The organism is Thauera sp. GDN1 (assembly GCF_029223545.1).
Classification (GTDB): Bacteria; Pseudomonadota; Gammaproteobacteria; order Burkholderiales; family Rhodocyclaceae; genus Thauera.
Genome location: NZ_CP097870.1, coordinates 356,305 through 373,632 on the forward strand (window position 1 = coordinate 356,305; position 17,328 = coordinate 373,632).

The 17,328-nt window shown below is 70.2% G+C and carries 14 protein-coding genes; 2 read left to right on the forward strand and 12 right to left on the reverse strand.

The window, feature by feature from the left end; genetic code table 11:
* Positions 1 to 21: 21 nt before the first annotated feature.
* The 3 genes from CKCBHOJB_RS01635 to CKCBHOJB_RS01645 form a co-directional block, all read right to left on the reverse strand.
* Positions 22 to 519, reverse strand: a complete 498-nt coding sequence (locus CKCBHOJB_RS01635; RefSeq protein WP_281050295.1) for a FixH family protein — start codon at positions 517 to 519, stop codon at positions 22 to 24.
* A 34-nt stretch (positions 520 to 553) separates the two neighbouring features.
* Entirely contained in the window at positions 554 to 1,045 is a 492-nt protein-coding gene (locus CKCBHOJB_RS01640; protein ID WP_281050296.1) for a hypothetical protein, read from the reverse strand.
* Positions 1,046 to 1,156: 111 nt separating this feature from the next.
* Positions 1,157 to 1,633 carry a bacteriohemerythrin gene (locus CKCBHOJB_RS01645; RefSeq protein ID WP_281050297.1) on the reverse strand — a complete coding sequence of 159 codons (477 nt, stop codon included), beginning with the start codon at positions 1,631 to 1,633 and terminating at the stop codon, positions 1,157 to 1,159.
* Between the two features lie 302 nt (positions 1,634 to 1,935).
* Here CKCBHOJB_RS01645 and CKCBHOJB_RS01650 point away from each other — a divergent pair, with 302 nt between their 5' ends.
* Both CKCBHOJB_RS01650 and CKCBHOJB_RS01655 read left to right on the forward strand, forming a co-directional pair.
* Entirely contained in the window at positions 1,936 to 3,501 is a 1,566-nt protein-coding gene (locus CKCBHOJB_RS01650; RefSeq protein WP_281050298.1) for a DUF2868 domain-containing protein, read from the forward strand.
* On the forward strand, positions 3,498 to 4,925 hold the full coding sequence (locus CKCBHOJB_RS01655; RefSeq protein ID WP_281050299.1) for a GTPase/DUF3482 domain-containing protein: 1,428 nt from the start codon (positions 3,498 to 3,500) through the stop codon (positions 4,923 to 4,925). The genes CKCBHOJB_RS01650 and CKCBHOJB_RS01655 overlap by 4 nt, the downstream gene beginning before the upstream one ends.
* A 93-nt stretch (positions 4,926 to 5,018) precedes the next feature.
* Here the strand turns inward: CKCBHOJB_RS01655 and CKCBHOJB_RS01660 are convergent, their stop codons facing one another.
* The 9 genes from CKCBHOJB_RS01660 to CKCBHOJB_RS01700 all read right to left on the reverse strand — a co-directional run bounded on the left by CKCBHOJB_RS01660 (position 5,019) and on the right by CKCBHOJB_RS01700 (position 17,313).
* On the reverse strand, positions 5,019 to 6,044 hold the full coding sequence (locus tag CKCBHOJB_RS01660) for a dihydroorotate dehydrogenase-like protein (protein WP_281050300.1): 1,026 nt from the start codon (positions 6,042 to 6,044) through the stop codon (positions 5,019 to 5,021).
* Positions 6,037 to 9,708: a pyruvate:ferredoxin (flavodoxin) oxidoreductase gene (gene nifJ, locus CKCBHOJB_RS01665; protein WP_281050301.1), complete on the reverse strand. Its 3,672-nt coding sequence runs from the start codon at positions 9,706 to 9,708 to the stop codon at positions 6,037 to 6,039. Before nifJ ends, CKCBHOJB_RS01660 begins: the two co-directional genes overlap by 8 nt.
* A gap of 745 nt (positions 9,709 to 10,453) precedes the next feature.
* Positions 10,454 to 12,484, reverse strand: a complete 2,031-nt coding sequence (locus CKCBHOJB_RS01670) for a sigma-54-dependent Fis family transcriptional regulator (RefSeq protein ID WP_281050302.1) — start codon at positions 12,482 to 12,484, stop codon at positions 10,454 to 10,456.
* A gap of 126 nt (positions 12,485 to 12,610) precedes the next feature.
* A complete protein-coding gene (locus CKCBHOJB_RS01675) occupies positions 12,611 to 13,237 on the reverse strand; it encodes a VOC family protein (RefSeq protein ID WP_281050303.1) in 627 nt (208 codons plus the stop codon).
* Positions 13,238 to 13,304: 67 nt separating this feature from the next.
* Positions 13,305 to 14,879: a GMC family oxidoreductase gene (locus CKCBHOJB_RS01680; protein WP_281050304.1), complete on the reverse strand. Its 1,575-nt coding sequence runs from the start codon at positions 14,877 to 14,879 to the stop codon at positions 13,305 to 13,307.
* A 38-nt stretch (positions 14,880 to 14,917) separates the two neighbouring features.
* Entirely contained in the window at positions 14,918 to 15,499 is a 582-nt protein-coding gene (locus CKCBHOJB_RS01685) for a twin-arginine translocation signal domain-containing protein (RefSeq protein ID WP_281050305.1), read from the reverse strand.
* A gap of 69 nt (positions 15,500 to 15,568) precedes the next feature.
* A complete protein-coding gene (locus tag CKCBHOJB_RS01690) occupies positions 15,569 to 16,348 on the reverse strand; it encodes a lipoate--protein ligase (protein WP_281050306.1) in 780 nt (259 codons plus the stop codon).
* Complete coding sequence (locus tag CKCBHOJB_RS01695; RefSeq protein ID WP_281050307.1) at positions 16,348 to 17,064, reverse strand: 2-oxo acid dehydrogenase subunit E2; 717 nt, start codon at positions 17,062 to 17,064, stop codon at positions 16,348 to 16,350. The genes CKCBHOJB_RS01690 and CKCBHOJB_RS01695 overlap by 1 nt, the downstream gene beginning before the upstream one ends.
* 3 nt (positions 17,065 to 17,067) lie before the next feature.
* The gene (locus CKCBHOJB_RS01700) at positions 17,068 to 17,313 is read right to left on the reverse strand and encodes a lipoyl domain-containing protein (protein WP_281050308.1); all 246 of its coding nucleotides are present in this window, start codon (positions 17,311 to 17,313) and stop codon (positions 17,068 to 17,070) included.
* Between the last annotated feature and the right edge of the window lie 15 nt (positions 17,314 to 17,328).

Below are 17,328 nucleotides of genomic sequence, written 5' to 3' on the forward strand. Positions count from 1 at the left end.
CTGCGCGGGCGGCTTCAGTGCTCATGGTTCGACGCGGAACTCCTGCACCGCCTCGATCTCGGGCAGGGTGATGCGCAGCCGCCAGCGTCCGGGCGCCAGCGGCGCGCTGGTCGCGACCAGGCTGCCGGGACGGAGCAGGCGATGCTCGAGTGCCTGCGCGGCGCTGCCGTCGTCGGCGCGCTCCAGGCCGAGGCGGACCGCCAGGTCGGCCGGTGCCGGCTGGCCGGTGGGACCGACGAAGTCGATCGCGACACTCGCCTGGCGTGCGCCGTCCTGGCTCAGGCGGCCGCGCACCTCCCAGATGTTGGCGGTGCCGTGGAAGATGACGCCGCCGCGCTCGGCGCCGGGTGCGGCGGCGATCGGGCCGACCGCGTTCAGGCGCGCCTCGTCGTGCACGAAGAAGATCATGCCGACGAAGGCCGCGATCAGCAGCAGGAAGCCGCCGCCGATGATGGCGACCAGCAGCCGGGCCCCGCGTGCGCCCGCCGCTGGCCGCTCGGGGGAGGTGGTGCCGCTCATGACGCGCGTGCCCGCCGCACGAGGCTCATTCGCCTCATTCGCAACTCGCACGGCATTCGCCGGCGCTGCAGTCCGCGGCGTCCACCGTGCAGCTGGCCTTGGTGCGCATCACCATGCGCTGGTCGTTGTCGTAGTCGCAGATCAGCCGGGTCAGGTTGCTCTTGCGCTCCACGCTCATCTTCACCGCCTTCGCGGCGCGCAGGACCCCCGGCTCGACATTGCAGTCCAGGTAGCCGCTGAAGGCGCCGTCGCCCGATTCCCACAGGGCGGTGTTCTTGACCGCCTTGTAGTTCTCGAAGCTGGCGCAGGTCATCACGTCGCGGCCGTAGAGGCGGGCGTTGTCGCTGCAGTAGCCGACGAAGGTGTAATGCAGTTCGGCGTCGCTGGGGCAGGCGGCGACCTGGACGGCGGTGTCGAGCGCCGGGCAGGACACGGCTTCGGCCTGCGCCGGGGTGGCGAGCACGCAGGCGGGCAGGGCGAGGGACAGGAGGGCGAGTCGGGCGCGGGCGCTGAAAGGCATCGTCATGGTCGTCTGGCTGTGTGTCGGTTCAGGAACGGTCGTGCCCGGACCCGGCCGCGGGCCGGGTGCAGCGGGCGATCGTGGGCGTCGCAGTGGAACTGGTGGGGCACGGGCGCCTCACCAGAACTTCCACCACCACTTGCGCTTCCGCATCGCGTCCTCGACGTGATCGGACCACTTGCTGGCGCCGCCGGCCTCGAGGAAGTATGCACCGAAACGCTTGTCCGCCTCGTTGATGTGGCGCGTCAGCCAGACCTTCAGGAAGTGCAGAAGTTCGAAGGTGATCGTGGTCTGTCCGGAGTCGAGCTTGTCCTGCAGGGCCTGGACCTGGCCGATCAGGTCCTCGTGGTTCTGCTTGTGCGCGCCGAAGTCGGGATAGTTCGACACCCGCATCAGGCTTTCCTCGACCGCGAAATGCGTGCGGGTGTAGTCGGCCAGCTTGTCGAGGATCTGGCGCGAGGTGGTGGAGCCGTGATGCTCCTGGATGGCGGTGTGGAGCTGGTTGAGCAGGTCGACGAGCTCCTTGTGCTGCTCGTCGATTTCCTGGAGGCCGACGCTGAATTCGTCGGACCAGTGGAAGAGGTCGGTGGTCATGATCTGTGCCGGAGTGCTGTTACAGGCTCCGAAGGCTAAACGCTTCTGCATGGGGAAGCTTGATCACGATCAAGATGTCTGGTCTGCTCCCCTGTGTTTGCCACCGTTTCCGTGACCGATTTCTCGCATCGCAATGTCCTGGGCATGACATGCGCCTCCCGGGAGGCGCCTGACCGGCGTGTGCTCGTGCTGCTGTCGGCACCCCGGCATGCGGATCGAGTCGGCGATGATGAGCGCGGTGCGCGTTACCATGTGGTCCTCGGATACCGCATGAACGACACGCCTTGAGCGCCCCTGCCGATTTGAGCTCGCATCAGCACACGCGTCTGCCCCCCCTCCAGTCCCGCTGGCTCGCCGAAGTGGTGCGTCGCCACGAGGAGCGTCATGCGGCGCTCGACGACGAGCGCGTGCATGCTGCCGCGCGCGCGGCGGCGCCCGACTTCGAGGGCCGGCTGCTGCACCGCGCGGACGCGCTCGCCGGGGGCATGGGCTGGCGCGACGCGATCCTGCGCTGGCAGGCGCGCGCGCGCGTGCTGCTGGTCGCCGCGGCGCTGCTGGCGCTGGTGCTCGGTTTCGGCGCGGCGGCCGGCGTGCTCGGCGACGGCGCGCGGCCGGTGAACGTGGTGTGGACGCTGGGCGGGCTGCTCGGCGTGCATCTGCTGAGCCTGCTGCTGTGGCTGCTGAGTCTGGCGCTGCAGGGTGGCGCGCGTGGCGGCTTCCAGCACGGTGGCGTGCTCGGCCGCGCCTGGCTGGCGCTGACCGGGTTCCTGGATCGCAGCAAGGCGGCGGCCGATCTGCCGCTGGCGCTCGGCGGCCTGCTCGGGCGCGGGCGGCTCGCGGCCTGGGGCGTGGGCGCGGCCAACCACGCGCTGTGGTTCGCGGCGCTGCTCGGTGCCACGCTCGGCGTGCTCGCGCTGCTCGCCACCCGGCGCTACGGCTTCGTGTGGGAGACCACCATCCTGCCGGCGCAAAGCTTCGTCGGCCTGAGCGCGGCGCTCGGCGCGCTGCCCGCCTCGCTCGGTTTTCCGGTGCCGGACGCGGCCACGGTGGTGGCGAGCGGCGACGCACCGATGGTGGACGAGGCCGGCCGGCGCGCCTGGGCGGGGTGGCTGGTGGGGGCGCTCGTGGTCTACGGCGTGCTGCCGCGCCTCGTGCTCGTCGTGCTGTGCGCGCTGATGTGGCGGCGCGGCACGCGCCGACTGGCGCTCGACCTGTCGCGTCCGGGCTACGCCCGCCTGCGCCCGCTGCTGATGCCGGACAGCGAACGCATCGGCGTGCGCGACCCCGCGCCGGCGGCGATGCCGCGGCCGCTGCGCCACGCCGCGGTCGCCACCGGCGATGGTGGCGCGGTCGCGGTGGCGCTCGAACTCGGCGACGATCTGTCATGGCCGGACGTCCTCGCCACGCCCGCGTCCGGAGCGGATTCCGTATGGACCGACGGTGGCCGCCTCGACGGCCGCGAGCAGCGTCGCGCCGCGCGCGAACGCTTCGCCGCCCATCCGCCGGCGCGTCTGCTGGTGGCGGTCGACGCCCGCCAGACCCCCGACCGCGGCAGCCTGGGCCTGATCGCCGAGCTGGCCGATCACGCGCAGTCGATCCGTGTCTGGCTGGCCGGGCTTGGGGCCTCCCCCATGGCCGCTCGGAACGCCGGCGCGGGCATTGGCGAGCAGCGGGGCGCGGCTGATGGCGGAGGCGCGGCACCGTCCGGGCGCCTGCGCCAGTGGCGCGAGGGCCTGGCCGGCATCGGTCTCGGTGAAACGGGCACGGCGGGCCAGGGCGGGGCGAACGCCGGCGCGCCCGGCGCGGCCGTGTTCGTCGATGCCGCCGCCGCACGGGCCTGGCTGGAACACGGAGACGAAGCGCGATGAGCGACATCCTGCGCGTGGCCGTGGTCGGCCACACCAACACCGGCAAGACCTCCCTGCTGCGCACGCTGGCGCGCGACGTCGGCTTCGGCGAGGTGTCGGATTCGGCCGGCACCACCCGACACGTCGAGGGCCTGCGGCTGATGGCCGACGGCGTGGCGGCGGTAGAGCTGTTCGACACTCCGGGCATGGAGGACGCGATCGCGCTGCTCGAGTTCATCGACGGCCTGGTGGCGCCCGGCGAGCGTATCGACGGCCCGGAGCGGGTGGCGCGCTTCCTCGCCCGCGACGAGGCCGCCGGCCGCTTCGAGCAGGAGGCCAAGGTGCTGCGCCAGATGCAGGCGAGCGATGCGGCGCTGTACGTGGTCGATGCGCGCGACCCGGTGCTGCCCAAGCACCGCGACGAGCTCGAACTGCTCGCCGCCTGCGCGCGGCCGCTGCTGCCGGTGCTCAACTTCGTCGCCGCGCCCACGGCCCGGGTGGATGACTGGCGCGCCGCGCTTGCCCGCCTCGGTCTGCACGCGGTGGTGAGCTTCGACACGGTGGCGCCGCCGCTGGATGGCGAGCGCGAACTGTTCGACACCCTGGCCACGCTCATCCACGCCCACCGCGCCCGCCTGCAGGCGCTGATCGACGCGCGCGCGCGCGAGGCCGATGCCCGCCGCGAGGCGGCGCGCCGCCTGGTCGCCGAGCTGCTGGTCGAACTCGCGGCCCGCCGCGACCGCATCGAGGAGGCGTCCGAGAGCGATGCCGAAGCGCTGCTGCAGGCCGCCGTCGCCCGCCTGCGCGAGGACGTGCGCCGCCGCGAGCAGGCCTGCGTCGATGCGCTGCTGCGCCTGTACCGCTTCCGTCCCGACGATGCGCGCATGGATGCGCTGCCGCTGACCGAAGGGCGCTGGGACGACGACCTCTTCAACGCCGAGACCCTGCGCCAGATGGGGGTGCGCCTGGGCACCGGCGCCGCGGCGGGCGCGGCGGCCGGGCTGGGTGTGGATCTGATGGTCGGCGGCCTCACGCTGGGCGCCGCGGCCGCGCTCGGCGCTCTCGCCGGCGGCCTGTGGCAGACCTTCGGCCACTACGGCGAGCGCATCGCTGCCAGGCTGCGCGGGCACCGCGAGCTCAGCGTGGATGACGCCATCCTGCGCATCGTCGCGCTGCGCCAGCGCGAGCTGCTGGCGGCGCTGGAAGGCCGCGGCCATGCGGCGCTGACGCCGATCGAGCTCGGCAGGGGCGGTGCGCGAAACGCGGGGGAGTCGGGCACTCGCCTGCCGGTGGCGGAGGCGACCGATCCCGCGACCCGGCAGTGGCGCAGCGGGACCTTGCCCGCCGCGCTGGTTCGTGCGCGCGCCCATCCCGAGTGGGCGCAGGACGGCAACGACGAGGGCAAGGACGGGGCCATCGCCGAACTGGCCGAGACGCTCGCCTGATGCAGCGACGGTAGCCGGAGCGCCGGCCTGCCACCCGTTCCGGCCCGCTGCCGCCCGGCGCGCCGGGGCGTCGGCTCCGCGCGTCGGCCGCCCTCAGTAGCGCACCCCTGGCGGCGGCGAGAAGGAGTCGATCGCGTTGAGGTAGGCCGCGCGGGCGAAGGCCCCCGGGTCGGCGAGATTGCGCTGGCTCATCGAGCCCTTCAACTGCGCGACCGATTCGTACTCGCGCTCGCTCATCCAGCGCGTCATGCCCGCCAGCACCTCGGTGATGGCCTGCGGGCCGTTCTTCAGCAGGGCGCTCGCCATGTGCACCACGTCGGCGCCGGCGAGCAGCATCTTCAGCGCGTCCTCCGCCCGATGCACGCCGCCGGTCGCAGCCAGGCTCAGCCCGGTGTGGCCGTGCAGCAGCGCGATCCAGCGCATGGTCAGCAGGCCGTCGGCGGACGAGGACAGCTGCACGCGATCGACCACCGACAGGGTGTCGAGATCGATGTCGGGCTGGAAGAAACGGTTGAACAGCGACACGCCGGCGCCGCCGGCGCGCTCGATGCGGGCGACGAAGTTGGGCAGCGCGGAGAAGAAGGGCGACAGCTTCATCGTCACCGGGATGCTCACCACCGTCTTCAGTTCGCGCAGCAGCGCGAGGTAGCGCTCCTCCAGCTCGTCGCCGCAGAAGCTGGGGTCGCCCGCCATGTACCAGGCGTTGAGCTCGAGCGCGTCGGCCCCGGCCGCCTGCATCTCGCGGCCGAGCTCGACCCAGCCCGACAGCGATGAGCCGTTGAGGCTGGCGATGACCGGGATGGACAGCCGCACCTTCAGGCGCTCGATCTGTTCGAGGTAGGTGTCGAGCCTGCTCCGGTAGCCGGCGTCGGCGGGCAGGTGGCCGGCGGCCTCGCCGAAGGTGTCGGGGTGGATCAGGAAGCGGTCCAGCATGCGTTCGTCGTTGACGACGTCCTCCTCGAACAGCGAGTGCATGACGATCGCCGCCGCGCCGGCATCCTCCAGGTGCAGCACCGGGTCGAGGCTGCGGCTGAGCGGGGTGGACGAGGGCACGATCGGATTCTTCAGCGCCAGGCCGAGGTAGGTGGTGCGCAGGTCGGGGGCGTTCGGGTCAGCCATTCTGGGTGTCTCCGGTGCGGGCGGCGGGGGCGGCGTCCTGTGCGGCGCCGTCGGTGGCAGCGTCCTTGGGCTCAGTCTCGTCCACCCCGGGCAGCGCGGCCAGCTCCACGTACTCGTGGTGGCGGTGGCGGGCGTGGCGTTCGGCCTCGTCGAGGAAGCGCTCGGAGGCCTCCGGGTTCTGGCGCTCGAGCACGGTGAAGCGCGCCTCGTTGCGGGCGAAATCGCGGTAGGGCACGCTCGGCGCAGCGCTATCCACCGACAGCGGGTTGCGGCCCTGCGCGCGCAGGCGTGGGTCGTAGCGCAGCAGCGGCCAGTGGCCGGACTTCACCGCCAGATCCTGCTGGTGCAGGTTGAAGGACATGTCCACGCCGTGGGCGATGCAGGGGCTGTAGGCGATGATGATCGACACCCCCGGGTAGCCCTCGGCGTCGAGGAAGGCCTTCAGCGTATGCACGTCCTTGGCGCCGTAGGCCACCTTGGCGACGAAGACGTTCTCGTAGTCCATCGCTATCTTTGCGAGGTCCTTCTTGTGCGCGGGCTTGCCGCCGGCGGCGAACTTGGCCACCGCGCCCATCGGCGTGGCCTTGGAGTTCTGCCCGCCGGTGTTGGAATAGACCTCGGTGTCGAGCACCAGGATGTTCACGTCCTCGCCCGAGGCCAGCACGTGGTCGAGGCCGCCGAAGCCGATGTCGTAGGCCCAGCCGTCGCCGCCGATGATCCACACGCTGCGCCGGATCAGGTATTCCGAGAGCGCGGCGAGCTGGCGCGCGGCCGGGGTGTCGATAGTCGCGAGCTTCTGCTTGAGCAGCGCCACGCGTTCGCGTTGCTCGTGGATGCCGGCCTCCGAATGCTGGTCGGCGTCGAGCAGCGCGGCGACGAGTTCATTGCCGAGCGCCTCGCCCTGCGTCGCCGCCAGCGCCTGCAACTGCGTGCGCGCGGCGGCGGCGAGCTGGTCGGTGGCCAGGCGCATGCCGAGGCCGAACTCGGCGTTGTCCTCGAACAGCGAGTTGTTCCACGCCGGGCCGCGGCCGTCGGCGTCGGTGGTGTAGGGCGTGGTCGGCAGGTTGCCGCCGTAGATAGACGAGCAGCCGGTGGCGTTGGCCACCATCATGCGGTCGCCGAAGAGCTGGGTGGCGAGGCGGATGTAGGGCGTCTCGCCGCAGCCCACGCAGGCGCCGGAGAACTCGAACAGCGGCTGCAGCAGCATCGAGCCGGGGATGGTGCTGCGCTTGGCGTCGCGGCGGGCGAGGTCGGGCAGGCGCAGGAAATAGTCCCAGTTCTCGGCCTCCTGCGCGCGCAGCGGCGGCTGCGGCGCCATGTTGAGCGCCTTGTGCGACACGTTCGACTTGTCGCGGATCGGGCACACGTCCACGCACAGCGTGCACCCGGTGCAATCCTCGGGCGCCACCTGGTAGCTCATGTGGGTGCCCGCCGCGTAGTCCTTGCTGCGCGCCGGGACGTGCTTGAACGCGGCAGGTGCGTCGGCGACGCGCTCGGCCGGGAAGACCTTGGCGCGGATCGCCGAGTGCGGGCACACGAACACGCACTTGCCGCACTGGGTGCACAGCTTCTCGTCCCACACCGGGATCTCGAGCGCGAGGTTGCGCTTCTCGTGGCGGGCGGTGCCGGTCGGCCAGGTGCCGTCGACCGGCAGCAGCGACACCGGCAGCGCGTCGCCCTTGCCCTGGATCAGCGGGATGGTGACGCGGCGGGTGAAGGCATCGAGGCCGGCGGCCGTGATCGGCGCTTCGCCTGTCACGGCATCGAGCGCGGCCAGCGTTTCGGGCACCGCCACCCGCTGCAGCGCGGCCACGGTGGCGTCGATGGCGCGGTAGTTCTGCTCGGCGATGCGGCGGCCCTTGCGGCCGTAGGTCTTCTCGACCGCGCGCTTGATTGCGGCGATCGCCTGGTCCTGCGGCAGGATGCCGGAGATGGCGAAGAAGCAGGTCTGCATCACGGTGTTGATGCGCCGCCCCATGCCGGCCTCCAGCGCGACCTGGTAGGCATCGATGACCCAGAAGCTGATCTTCTTCTCCACCATGGTGCGCTGCATGGTCGGCGGCAGCGCGGCCCATACCTTGTCGGCGGGCTCGCTGGCGTTGAGCAGGAACACCGCGCCCGGCGCGGCGTGGGCGAGCAGGTCGTGCTGCGCGATGAACAGCGGCTGGTGGCAGGCGACGAACTTCGCATCGCCCGCGCCGGTGAGGTAGGCGGAGCGGATCGGCTGCGGGCCGAAGCGCAGGTGCGACACCGTCATCGCGCCGGATTTCTTCGAGTCGTAGACGAAATAGCCCTGGGCGAAGAGCGCGGTCTCGTCGCCGATGATCTTGATCGAGTTCTTGTTGGCCGACACCGTGCCGTCCGAACCCAGGCCGTAGAACACCGCGGCGAAGGCGCTGGCGGTGGCGTCGGTGCGGAAGGCGCGGTCCCAGGGCAGGGACAGGCCGGTGACGTCGTCCTCGATGCCGATGGTGAACCGGCGGCGCGGCGCGGCCTGCTGCAGCTCGGCAAAGATCGCGCACACCATGGCCGGGTTGAATTCCTTGGAGCCCAGGCCGTAGCGGCCGCCGATCACCTTCGGCATCGCGGCAAAGCGCGGCGCCGCGCCCGCCTGGTCCTCGGCCAGCGCCACCATCACGTCCTTGAACAGCGGCTCGCCGTCGGCGCCGGGTTCCTTGCAGCGGTCGAGCACGGCCAGGCTGCGCACGCTCTGCGGCAAGGCCGCGAGCAGGGCGGCGGGCGCGAAGGGGCGGAACAGGCGCACTTTGAGCACGCCGACCTTGTCGCCGCGGGCGTTGAGGTGGGCGACGGTCTCTTCCACCGTGTCCGCGCCCGAACCCATGATCACGATCACGCGCTCGGCATCCGGTGCGCCGACGTAGTCGAACAGCGTGTAGCGGCGGCCGGTGAGCGCGGCGAATTCGTCCATCGCCTGCTGCACCACGGCGGGGAAGGCGTCGAACCAGGGGTTCTGCGCCTCGCGCGCCTGGAAGAACACGTCCGGGTTCTGCGAGGTGCCGCGGATCACCGGGTGCTCGGGCGACAGCGCGCGTGCGCGCTGGGCGGCGATGCGCGCGTCCGGCAGCAGCGCGTGCAGGACCTCGTCGGGGATGAAGTCGATCTTCGACACCTCGTGCGAGGTGCGGAAGCCGTCGAAGAAGTGCAGCACCGGCACCCGCCCGGCGAGCGTGGCCGCGGTGGCGATGGCGGCGAAGTCGTGCGCCTCCTGCACCGAGTTGGACGCGAGCAGCGCGAAGCCGGTGGCGCGGGTGGACATCACGTCGGAGTGGTCGCCGAAGATCGACAGCGCATGGGTGGCGAGCGCGCGCGCCGCGACATGGAAGACCGTGGGCGTGAGTTCGCCGGCGATCTTGTACATGTTCGGGATCATCAGCAGCAGGCCCTGCGACGCGGTGAAGGTGGTCGCCAGGGCGCCTGCCTGCAGTGCACCGTGGACCGCGCCGGCAGCGCCGCCTTCGGACTGCATCTCCACCACCCGCGGCACGCTGCCCCAGATGTTGGCCTTGCCGTGGGCGGCCCATTCGTCGGCGAGCTCGCCCATGTTGGACGAGGGCGTGATCGGGTAGATCGCGATCACTTCGGATGCGCGGAAGGCAACTGAGGCGGCGGCCTCGTTGCCGTCGATGGTGATCATCGGCTTCATGCGGGTGCTCCTGTCATCATGCGCCGGCGGGGCGGAACACGTCGAGTGGCGAGTCCTCACCATACGGAGACCTTGCGGTGCAGCATTTGACATTTGTCATGGAATTCATCGATGAAAAAAATCGATTTAGGGTCCTGAGCCGCGCGCGTTTTCATTGGTGCCGGTTCGGACCTCACAACAGGGCGTGCAATAAGAAGTACAGATGTCCGAGTTCGGTCCCTGTCCTTGGGGGGCGCTGAAAAGGGGCTCACGTACGGAGAACGATCATGAGTCCTTTTATAGTTCAGTCGCCCGTTCTCACTGGGCTGATTCGGCGTGACGGCTTGGGTGCGAGCGCGGAGCGGCGCTCTGGGTCGCGATCGCCAACGGGGTGACCCGCGGCGCATGGCCGCCTGGCTCGGACCGACTGTGGGGTGGGCGCGTCACTGATCCGGGGTCGCGAGCTCAAGGCCTTGATCCAGATGCCGTTAAGCACCCGTCCCCACGCAGCGCACAGGTCCGTCCGTGAAGATTGCCGCCTTCAATATCGAGCTTCAGTCCTCCCACCGCTTCTCCCGGGCACTCGAAACGAGCGAGCGCCTCGAGTTCTGGCGCGATGCGCCGAGGGCGGGCGGGGTTCAGTCGGGGGGCGGTGCGGATCTCCGCGGCAGCCCAGGCCGCGCTGAGCGCAGAGGCCGAGGCCGGCTTCCCGGCGCTTCCCTTGCGCGCCTTGGCGGCCGCCTGATGCGCGCCCGACCAGGATCGGCTAGAGCTGGTTCGGTGGCACGATCCCGAAGCGCTTCATCTGCCGATAGACCGTCGCGCGCACGATGCCGAGTTCCGCGGCGGCGGCGGTGACGTTCCAGCGATGGCGGCGCAGGGCGGCCTCCAGTTCGGCGGCTTCGCCGCGCGGCGGCTGCGTCGTCTCGAGTGACGGGGTGTCATGGTGACTCGCGGACATGAGCTCGGCGGGCAGGTCGTCGGTGGTGATCGTGCCGCCGTCGCAGACCGCGAGCGCAAACCGCAACACGTTGCGCAACTGGCGGACGTTGCCTGGCCAGCTGTATTCGAGCAGGGCGGCGCGCGCAATCGGTCCGAGGCTTGCGCTGGTGCCCAATTCACCCCCCTCCGCCGCCAGCAAGCGGTCGATCAGGTAGTCGAGGTCGCGGCGCTCGCGCAGTGGCGGCAGGTAAAGGATGGCGCCGCACAGGCGGTAGTAGAGATCCTCGCGAAAGCTGCCCTCGGCAATCAGCTTGCGCAAGTCGCGATGGGAGGCGGCGACCACGGTCAGGTTCACGGGGATCGGCTTTTCGGCGCCGAGCGGCAGGATCTCGCGCTCGGCCAGGACCCGCAGCAGCCGGGTCTGCAGGTGCAGCGGCATGTCGCCGATCTCGTCGAGCAGCAGGGTGCCACCGTCTGCCTGCTGGATGAGACCGCGCATGCCCTTGCTGCGCCCGCCGGTGAAGGTTCCGGCGGTATAGCCGAACAGCTCGCTCTCGATCAGGGACTCGGGAATGGCCGCGCAATTGACGGCAACGAAGGGCTTCGCGGCCCGATCGCTGGATTCGTGCAGGGCCTTGGCCAGCACCTCCTTGCCGGTGCCGGTCTCGCCGTGGACGAGGATGTTCACCGGGCGGTTGACCAGCCTGGAGGCTTGCGCGATCAGGCGCTGCATCTGCGGATCATCGCCAGCCAGGCGCTCGAGCGCCGGTGCGCGCACGGCGGTCTCGGTTACGCTCGGTCGCGCTGCGCGCGGTGCGACCCGAGGCTGCACGACAGTGCCGTAGTAGACCTCGCCGCTGCCGGTCGACAGCGCTGTGCGGTCGGCGGCGAAGCCTGCCCGGGCGATGCGCCAGATCGAATCCATGCCTTCACGGAAGATCTCGCCCAGGGGGCGGCCGACCAGGGCGTCGTTACCGCCGCCGTGCAATGGTCGCAATGATCTCCGCGCTCCGCTGTTGGTGCCGACGATGACCCCGTCGGCATCGAAGGCGAGCATGATCTCTGCCGATACATCCACCATCGACCACGCCGAGCCCAGGCGCAGCACCCAGCGATCGCGGAAATAGCGCAGGAAGTTGGCGTCCTCCACCATCTGCGCAAACATCGTGGTCATCTGCAGCGCCAGATGCTGGCCGTCGCGCGGCGAAGGCGACGTCAGTGCGGAGACGTCGAGCACGCCGAGAAAGCCCCCGGTGGGGTCGAACAAGGGTGCGGCGTTGCAGGTCAGCGCGATGTGGGTGGCGTCGAAGTGGTCGGCGTGATGAACGGTGATCGGCGCCTTCTCGACGATGCAGGTGCCCACCGCACAGGTTCCGGCGCGCGCCTCGCTCCAGTCGGCGCCAAGGTAGAGCCCGGCCTGCTTCAGCTCGCGCGCCCAGGCGTCGTTGCCGATGAAGTCCACCGCGATCCCGTGCGCGTCGGTCAGCAACAGGACGTAGCCGATGCCGGCCATGCGCTTGTACAACTGCTCCATGCCGGTGCGGGCGACGCCGAGGAATTCCTCGATGTGGTCCTGGTGTTCGCGCAGGCGCGCATGTTCGACGATGTGGGCCCGCGTCGGACGGCAAGGGTCGAGCCCGTAGTCGCGGATACAGCGTACCCACGAACGGCCGATGCGATCGGATGGGGGCGCGCCGGTCTTCGAGACGGCAAGCACATGATCGATGTGCTCCCTTTGGGATTGGGCCAGCATCTTGTCTCCTCTTCCGGGCCGTTTCACCTTGGCGCCCGGTGCGGACCATGGATCGGTCTCTGTGTGACCTTGCAAGTTACTCCTCCCGTCCCGGCGGCTCAACAAGAAAGGACGGGGCGGCCTTGACGGCGCGCCCCGCAAAGCGCCTGGAGGAGTCAGGCATGGGAAACCGATGCCCCCGGGTAGGCCGCGCGGCGTCCCCGGGGGCATGCGCGTGCGGGCAGGAGCTCAGCTGGCGGGGAAGCGCGGGTCCCACAGCTTGCGCTGCAGGGCTTTCTCGTGGGCCATGCCATTCGGTGCGCTGACGAGCTCGAGCTGCAGCCCCCAGGGAGCGAGGAAATAGACCCAGGTCAGCCCCGCCGCAGGGCCCTCGGTGAAGGTGCTGGGCGTGTCGAGCACGCGCACGCCCTTGGCCTTGAGGTAGCTCACCGCGGCGTCCATGTTGTCCACATAGAAGGCGAGATGGTGGCCGCCGATGTCGCTGTTGCGGGGCCCGCGGCGGTTCTGGTCGGGTGCGGTGTACTCGAAGACCTCGAGGTTGGTGCCGTTGCCGCAGCGGACCATCTGGAAGTCGCTGATCGTCGCGCGCGGGTGTACGTCGAGGTGGCGCTCCATCCAGTCGTCCTCGAACTTGAAGGTGCCGAAGGTGAATGACGGCTCGCAGCCGAGGACGTCGCGGAAGAAGGCGACGGCCTCATTCATGTTCGGCACGGTGATGCCGATGTGCTGGATGCCGCGCATGCCCGGAATCGGCTCCGCCTGTGCGGGGAGGCTGGTTGCCGCCAGGCTGGTGGCGAGGCCGGCTGTGATCGTGGCGGCCGACAGGATGCGGCGGATGCGGTTCTTCTGCTTCATGGGTGTCTCCGTTTCTTGTGGTGGGAGGTGCAGTCCGCGGTGTGGATCCGCAACTGCACGGTGTGGCTCAGAGTTCGCGCCGCTGCATCGCGCCGGCGATGTATTCGGCCTGGCGTACGGCGAGGGCGACGATGGTCAGGGTGGGATTGGCGGCCGAGCTCGAGGTGAATTGGCTGCCGTCGGAGATGAACAGGTTGCCGATGTCGTGCGTCTGGCCCCACTTGTTCACCACCCCGTCGCGTGCATTGGCGCTCATGCGGTTGGTGCCCATGTTGTGGCTGGCGGGGTAGGGCGGCATGTCGATCACCCGCGTGGCGCCTACCGCTTCCGACACCTTCCGCCACTGCGCCAGGCCGTGGCGGCGCATCGCGGCGTCGTTGGTGTGGTCGGTCTTGGTCACGATCGGGATCGGCAGGCCGTACTGGTCCTTCTCGGTCGGGTGCAGCGTGATGCCGTTCTCTTCCTGCGGCATGTCCTCGCCGCATACCCACACGCAGCTCATGTGGTCGTACTGCTCGAGCGCCGAGCTCACTTCGCGTCCCCAGCCGCCCGGCTTCATGAAGGCCGCGGTGAAGGGCAGGTGCAGGGCCAGACCCTCGAGGTGGTAGCCGCCGAGGAAACCGCGGTCGGGATTGAGCTGCGCCTCGTCCGAGATCACCGCGGCGATGTCGAAGCCGCGATACATGTAGACCGGCCCCTTGTGGATCGCCACCGCGGCCGCGGTGGTGTGGTTCATGTAGTTCTTGCCGACCTGGCCGGAGGAGTTCGCCAGGCCATTCGGGAACAGGCTGGAGGCGGAATTGAGCAGCAGCCGCGGCGACTCGATCGAGTTGCCGGCGACGCACACCACGCGTGCCTTCTGCAGGTGCTGGCGGCCATCCTTGTCCGCGTAGAGCACGCCGCTGGCCTTGCCCGACCTGTCGTGCTCGATCTTCAGCACCATGCTCTGCGGGCGCAGCTCGGCGCGGCCGGTGTCGAGCGCGCGCGGGATCTCCGAATACAGCGTCGACCACTTGGCGCCGATCTTGCAGCCCTGCATGCAGAAGCCGATCTGCTGGCAGGCCGGGCGGCCGTCATTGGGCCGGGTGTTGGACGCGACCGGGCGACTGATGTCGGTGTAGCCGACCTTCTTCGCGCCCGCGGCGATGACCTTGTAGTGGTTGTTGGGCGGCATCTCGGGCAGGCCACTGGCCTTGGTGCCGGCCACCCCCATCTTGCGTTCGGCGATGTCGTAGTAGGGTGCCAGCTCCTCGTAGCTGATCGGCCAGTCGAGCACGTTGGCGCCATCGACCGTGCCATAGGTGCTCTTGGTGCGGAAGTCGTGCGGCAGGAAGCGCAGCGCCAGGCCGGAGAAGTGCATGGTCGAGCCGCCCACGCCCTTCACGATCCACGCCGGCAGGTTGGGATAGGTCTCGGTGTGATGCCAGCCACCGGCCGAAATGCGCTTGTCCAGCCACGAGATCTTGTGGAACATCGCCCACTCGTCATTTTCGAAATCGGCCTGGGTGTAATGCTTGCCGGCTTCGAGGATGACGACGTTCACCCCGCGTCGGGTTAGTTCGTCCGCCAGCGTGCCGCCGCCGGCGCCCGAGCCGACGATGACCACCACGCTGTCGTCGTCCAGCGAGAATTTAGCGCTCATGGTTTGTCTCCGTTATGTCGTCTTGATCGGGGGGCGGTTCAGGCCTGCTCGAGCCAGTCGATGTCGTCGAAGCCGCGGTTGAGGTAGCCGCCCTTCTCCCACGACGAGCCCTCGTAGCCGAACAGCGGCCACACCGCCTTGTTGTCGTAGAAACCGGTGACCAGGTGTCCCTTCACCTTCTGGAAGAAGGCGCCGTGCTCGATCACATAGAGCAGGCTCACGCGCTCGCTTTCCTTGTCGAGCGCGGCGTAGGCCTTCCTGAAGCGCAGCTTGGCCAGGCGATCGAGCGCGGCCACGCCCTCGCTCAACAGTGACTTCAGCTTGTCGTCGGCGGCGGCCTGCGCTTCCAGCGGCTCGAGCGCCTGCAGGTAGTAGCGGTCCGAGATGCGGTCGTGCGGAAAGATGTCGCGCGCCAGCACCAGCAGGGTGTTGCCGGTGGCGGCGCCCAGCACCTTGAACTCCTGTGCCAGCGCCTCGCGCGCCGGCGTCATCAGCGTCGTCGCCGACAGCGTGCCGACGCCCAGCGCGGCCATGCCGCCGCCCTTGAGGAAGCCGCGGCGTGAAAGGGTGATGCGCTTGTCGACGATGCGCATCGGGGTGGCGGTGTATTCGGTGCTCATGCTTGTCTCCGTAATCTTCTGGCGGCCGGGATGGCCTTTCTGTGTGGACGTGGGTGCGGCAGGGTCGCCTCAGGCGGCGGCGCCCTCCGCGCAGTCGCCGAGCACGTCGGCGAGCATCTGCCGCAGGCCCTCGGCGAGCGTTTCGATGTGGATGCGGGCGCCGAGCAGTTCGGCGCAGGACGTGGTCGCGGCATCGAGCCGGGTCACGTCCGTCTCCGGACGGTCCAGCGCGCGGCACAGCAGCGTCCAGTCCGGCCGCCACAGCAGGGTGCCGGTGGTCAGCAGCACGCCATGGCGGCCGCGCAACTGGGCGAGGCCGACCAGCTTGCGGCCGTCGGCGATCACCTCCCACGGCGACAGGCCGCCGAAGCAGGCCCAGGCCAGTGCCGGGTCGGCCGGGCGTGCCTTGAGCTGCTCGGGCGCCAGCGCGTGGGCAGGGATGCCGAGGTCGCGCAGCAGGCCGGCGTGCAGCACGCCGAGCCAGCGGTAGCTCGCCACCGTGCCGCCGGCAAGCAGGCGGTGGTCCGGCGGCAGCACCACCGAGGACGACAGCATCCACGGTCCGGTCAGCACGGCGCCGCCGCCGGCGCGGCGCTGCACCAGTTCGCAGTGGGTGCGCGCCGCCCGTGCCGCCTCGCTGAGCAGCGCCGCCTGGGCGCAGCCGAACACCACGCCGGGCGCGGGGTAGGTCCACACCCGCACGCGTGGAACGTTGATCGGCGCTGCAAGCTGGCGGCTGTTCCAGGCCTGCTCGGCGCTGGCGCGGGCGACGGTCAACGCGGTGCCGGTGGGCGCCGCCCCGCGCGCGGGGCAGGCGACGGCAGTGGGGGCGAGGGCGGCGGCCGGCATCAGTCGAACTCCGCCTGTTCCAGCCGGCGCACGATCTCGCCGAGGAAGAGCGCCGCCGGGTAGCCATCCACCGCGCGGTGGTCGAACACCAGGGTCAGGTTGGCGAGCGGGGCGGCAAGGATCGCGCCATCCCTCACCGTCGCCTGCTGGCGGGTTCGCCCGACGCCGAGGATGGCGACCTGCGGCGGGTTGATGACCGGGCTGAAGCGATCGACCACGGTGCTGCCGAGGTTGGTCACGGTGAAGGTGCCGCGCTGGTAGGCGCCGCCGGTGAGCGCGCCGGCGCGCGCGCCCTCGGCCAGCTGGCGGGTTTCCGCCGCCAGCATCGCCACCGACTTGGTGTCGGCCTGACGGATCACCGGCACCATCAGTCCCTCGTCGAGCGCGACCGCGACACCAATGTTGATGTCGTCGATCAGCTCGACTTCCTTCTCGCGCATCAGTGCGTTCAGCCGCGGATGGCTGCGTAGCGCCCGCGCCACCGCATGGATCACGAAGGCGTTCACGCTGAGCTTCTCGCCGGCGGCGGCACGTTCGGCGCGCAGGGCTTCGACGCGGGTCAGGTCGACGTCCACCGAGTGTGCCACCCGCGGCGCCTGCCAGCCCTGCGCCATGTTGCGCGCGATCGCGCCGCGCAGTCCGCTGAGCGCGACCACACGGCGCTCGGCCGGGGCGGTGCTGGAGGGGGCGGCGCTCGCCGCCGCGCTCGCTGCCATGGCTCAGGCCTCCAGCTGCGCGAGTACTGCGCCGCGGCCGAAGGTGTCCTGTTCCGCCACGCAGCGCTTGACGATGCGGCCGGACGAGGGGGCGAAGATCTCGTGGCTGGTCTTGACCAGTTCGGCCACGGCCAGCACCTGGCCGGCCTCCACCTGATCGCCTTCCTTCACCTGCCATTCCTGCAGCAGGGCTTCGGTGCCTTCATCGACGTCGGCCCACACCGCGTCGTCGAGGATGATGTCGGTCATGTTGTGTCTCCTGGT